Below are 4,263 nucleotides of genomic sequence, written 5' to 3' on the forward strand. Positions count from 1 at the left end.
ATTTTGGAGAGCAGACTGGCTCGGTACGCCAAGCAATCGAGCGTATTCCTCAATCATCAAATAACATTCGCAAGATGTATCTTCCAAGCGTGACCGATTCAGGATGGCGATCGCTCCTCGCTTGTAGCTAATGATTCCAGCTCGGCTGAGTCTACCTGCTACCTCCGTAACACCAGTGCGACGACAGCCCAGCATTTTAGCAATATATTCCTGAGTTAGCACGAATGTATCTGATTGTACGCGGTCAGCGATGAAGAGCAAGCAACGAGCCAGTCGTCGCTCTATAGTGTGGAGGCTGTTGCAGGCGAATGTTTGTGTAACCTGAGTGAACAGCCCATGAGTGTAACCCAACAGCAAACTTTGAAGCTCTCCACCTCGGTTAAACTCGGCTTGGAGCAACTCTGTCTTCATCATCATAGAACTGCCTGTAATCTGCACAAACGCAGTTGTATTTGTAGTGTTACTGCCCCAAATTACAGGAACACCTACCATGCCAGCATTGCTCACTATGCCAGCTTCGACAGTCGAGCCATCTTTCTGGGTACAGATTAAAGAAACTATTGACTGATGGGGAAAATAGACGTGTGTTATTGGTTCATTGGCTTTGTAGAGGACTTGCTTAACTGAAAGCTCGACTGGCTCTAAATAGGGAACTAGGCGTTGATATTCAGCCTCTGAAAGAGCAGCAAGGATCTGATTTTCTATTGGTAGATGAGGTTGGTTAGATACTGACATGGAGAACCTACAAGTACAACTGTTCCTTCAAAAGCAACTGATGAACTTGAGAGAAGCCAGTAACTAGTCCCAATATGTCAAAAGGTGGTTTGATATCTAGAAGTTGTAAACTTCACAACTTAGAACGCTAGATTAAATCGTATTTTAAGAAAATTGTAATTCAGTACCAATTTCTTCCAGTAATTCCTAAAAAAGGGAGAAGCAGGCAGAAGAGTTTCCGCTCTGCCTCTGTATCCTCATTCCCTTTTAATAGGGCCACTTCCAATCGCGAATTTCCGGCATATCGTCGCCGTACCTCTCAATGTAATGTTTGTGTTCAATCAGCTTATCTTGCAACTGCTGTTTGACATAAGCTGCCCTATATCCTAGCTTTGGTACGCGATCAATTACATCCATCACTAGATGGAAGCGATCGAGTTCGTTAAGCACAACCATATCAAAAGGAGTGGTGGTGGTTCCTTCTTCCTTGTAACCACGCACATGCAATTGATTGTGGTTAGTGTGGCGATAGGTTAAGCGATGAATCAACCAGGGATAGCCATGAAAGGCAAAGATAATGTGTTTATCGGTGGTGAAAATCGTGTCAAAGTCTTTTTCGCTCAAACCGTGCGGATGTTCGCTTTTTGGCTGTAGTGTCATTAAATCGACTACGTTCACTACCCGCACCTTTAACTCAGGGAAATGCTGACGCAGAATGTCCACAGCCGCTAAAGTTTCTAAGGTGGGAATATCCCCAGCACAAGCCATTACTACATCTGGTTCACCGTCTTGGTCATTACTTGCCCATTCCCAAATACCGATGCCCTTGGTGCAATGCTTGATAGCAGCATCCATATTTAGGTATTGCAATGCTGGTTGCTTTCCAGCAACAATGACGTTGACATAGTTACGGCTTCTGAGACAGTGATCGGTTACTGATAGCAGAGTGTTGGCATCAGGGGGCAAATACACACGAACGATCTCTGCTTTTTTATTAACTACATGGTCAATAAAACCGGGATCTTGGTGAGAGAAGCCGTTATGGTCTTGCCGCCAAACGTGGGAGGTGAGCAGATAATTGAGGGAAGCAATCGGTTTACGCCAGGGAATATCTCTGGTGGTTTTCAACCATTTGGCGTGCTGATTGAACATTGAGTCAATGATGTGGATGAACGCCTCATAGCAAGAGAAAAATCCGTGGCGTCCAGTAAGGAGGTAGCCTTCTAACCATCCTTGACAATTAGTTTCGCTGAGAATTTCCATCACCCGACCGTCGGGGGAAAGGTGGTCATCTTCGGGGAGTATCTGGGCTGCCCAATCCCGGTTTGTGACTTCTAGCACAGCGCCTAAGCGATTTGATACCGTTTCATCGGGGCCAAGGATGCGGAAGTTGCGGCTTTCTTGGTTAAGTTGCATGATATCCCGCAGGAATTTTCCGGCAACTTGGGTAGCTTCAGCGATCGCTTGCCCTGGTTTGAGAACATCTACGGCATACTTTTGAAAGTCGGGCATTTTCAGGTCGCACAGCAAAAGACCGCCGTTAGCGTGGGGATTGTCACCCATGCGTCGATGACCTTTGGGAGCCAATTCTGCTAGTTCTGGGATTAGTGTGCCGTTAGCGTCGAAGAGTTCTTCTGGTTTGTAACTCTTCATCCAATCTTCTAGGAGTTTCAGGTGTTCTGGCTGTTTGCTTATGTTGCCAAAGGGAACTTGGTGCGATCGCCAAAAACCTTCAGTTTTTTTGCCATCAACTTCCTTGGGCCCTGTCCAACCTTTGGGGGTTCTCAAGACAATCATCGGCCATTGGGGACGTTCAGTGAAACCATGTACGCGGGCTTCTCTTTGGATGCTTTGAATTTGGGCGATCGCTATATCTAGAGTCGCCGCCATCTGCTGGTGGACATCTGCGGGATCGTCACCTTCAACAAAGTATGGCTTGTAGCCGTAGCCGACAAACAAGCTTTCTAATTCCTCATGACTTATCCTTGCCAATACTGTTGGATTGGCAATTTTATAACCATTCAGATGCAGGATCGGCAGTACAGCCCCATCATGTACGGGGTTAAGAAACTTGTTAGAATGCCAGCTAGTTGCTAAAGCACCTGTTTCAGCTTCACCGTCACCGACAACAGCAGCAACAATTAAATCAGGGTTATCGAAGGCAGCACCGAAAGCGTGGACGAGGGCATAACCTAGTTCCCCGCCTTCGTGGATCGAACCAGGAGTTTCCGGTGCAACGTGGCTAGGAATCCCACCAGGGAAAGAAAACTGCTTGAAGAGTTTCTGTATTCCTTCAGCATCCTGGGAGATGTTGTGGTAGTACTTGGTGTAAGTGCCTTCTAGGTAGGTGTTGGCTACCAGTCCAGGCCCTCCATGACCAGGGCCAGCAATATAGATCGTGTTTAGGTCATATTTTTTGATGACCCGATTCAGGTGAGCATAGATAAAGTTCAGCCCTGGTGTTGTTCCCCAGTGACCCAAGAGCCTGGGTTTGACGTGTTCCAGCTTTAGCGGTTCTCTCAGTAGCGGATTGTCGAGTAGATATATTTGCCCAACAGAAAGATAGTTAGCTGCACGCCAGTAGGCATTTATCTTACGTAATTCTTCATCTGTTAAAGGCTTTGTTTGTAGAGGACTGGCTAATGTCATTGCGACACTCCATTACAAAAGGATTTTGACGGATTCACCAGTATGTAATTCTACTTATTTTCAAAATTATGGCCATCTAACCGATGATGAATTTTTTCAGCCTTTGTGACTAAATTCCTTGGCTTTGGGCACAGCATGGAAAGTGATGTCTACAACGGACGTAGCTGCGGCTATTAATTAATACTATCAATCGGTTTTTCTTCGTTATAATTATCTACTTGTAAAGTCTAATCTAATGCTACTTTTAGCGGTATTGAAATATATTGCACTAAAAGGAAAGTAACGATGAAAAAAGTAGCAGTGTTTGGCAATACTGGAGGCGGGAAATCAACTCTCAGCAAGAGATTATCCCAAATCACTGGTTTGCCACTTCACGTTTTGGATAATATTCAATATCAATCAGGGGGTACTGAAGTTCCGCATGAAGACTATAAACGCGCCCACAAGCAAATTTTAGTTACTGACCAATGGATTATTGACGGGTTTGGTTGTATGGAAACTCTCTGGCAACGCCTTGACGAGGCGGATACTTTGATTTTTGTCGATCTACCTCTGTATGTGCATTTTTGGTGGGTAACTAAAAGATTTATCACAGGTTACTTTCAACCGCCAGAAGGCTGGCCCGAAAACAGTCCAATATTGAAGAGTTCGCTTACTAGCTACCGTGTGCTTTGGTTATGCCACAAATATTTGACTCCAAAATACCGTGAGTATATCAAGCAGGCTCAAAGCACTAAAGTTGTTTATCATATTCGCTCAACTAAAGAGATTTCGCAATTTTTTAAATCAATTGAGCAGGAGGTTAATTTTAAAGGTGAGGAATAACCTAATTATTAATTTCCAATAACCCAGGCGGAGGCGTGATTTCAATGCGATTAGATTTCAAGTCTACTACTGGTG

3 protein-coding genes are annotated in these 4,263 nt (G+C 44.8%); 1 reads left to right on the top strand and 2 read right to left on the bottom strand.

The window, feature by feature from the left end:
• Both IQ229_RS15415 and IQ229_RS15420 read right to left on the bottom strand, forming a co-directional pair.
• A partial coding sequence (locus tag IQ229_RS15415; RefSeq protein WP_194045066.1) for a Crp/Fnr family transcriptional regulator occupies nucleotides 1-735 on the bottom strand: 735 nt, incomplete at its 3' end.
• 246 nt (nucleotides 736-981) lie between these two features.
• The gene (locus IQ229_RS15420; protein WP_194045068.1) at nucleotides 982-3,363 is read right to left on the bottom strand and encodes a phosphoketolase family protein; all 2,382 of its coding nucleotides are present in this window, start codon (nucleotides 3,361-3,363) and stop codon (nucleotides 982-984) included.
• Nucleotides 3,364-3,648: 285 nt separating this feature from the next.
• On the opposite strand from IQ229_RS15420, the gene IQ229_RS15425 reads away from it, so the two are divergent.
• On the top strand, nucleotides 3,649-4,188 hold the full coding sequence (locus tag IQ229_RS15425) for a P-loop NTPase family protein (RefSeq protein WP_194045070.1): 540 nt from the start codon (nucleotides 3,649-3,651) through the stop codon (nucleotides 4,186-4,188).
• Nucleotides 4,189-4,263: the final 75 nt, after the last annotated feature.

The organism is Nostoc cf. edaphicum LEGE 07299, from assembly GCF_015207245.1.
In the GTDB taxonomy this organism is placed as follows: Bacteria; Cyanobacteriota; Cyanobacteriia; order Cyanobacteriales; family Nostocaceae; genus Nostoc; species Nostoc edaphicum_B.

Excerpts from the sequence above, each read along its gene's own strand:
- IQ229_RS15420 (WP_194045068.1), bottom strand. The coding sequence starts at position 3,363 with ATGACATTAGCCAGTCCTCTACAAACAAAGCCTTTAACAGATGAAGAA.
- IQ229_RS15425 (WP_194045070.1), top strand. The coding sequence starts at position 3,649 with ATGAAAAAAGTAGCAGTGTTTGGCAATACTGGAGGCGGGAAATCAACT.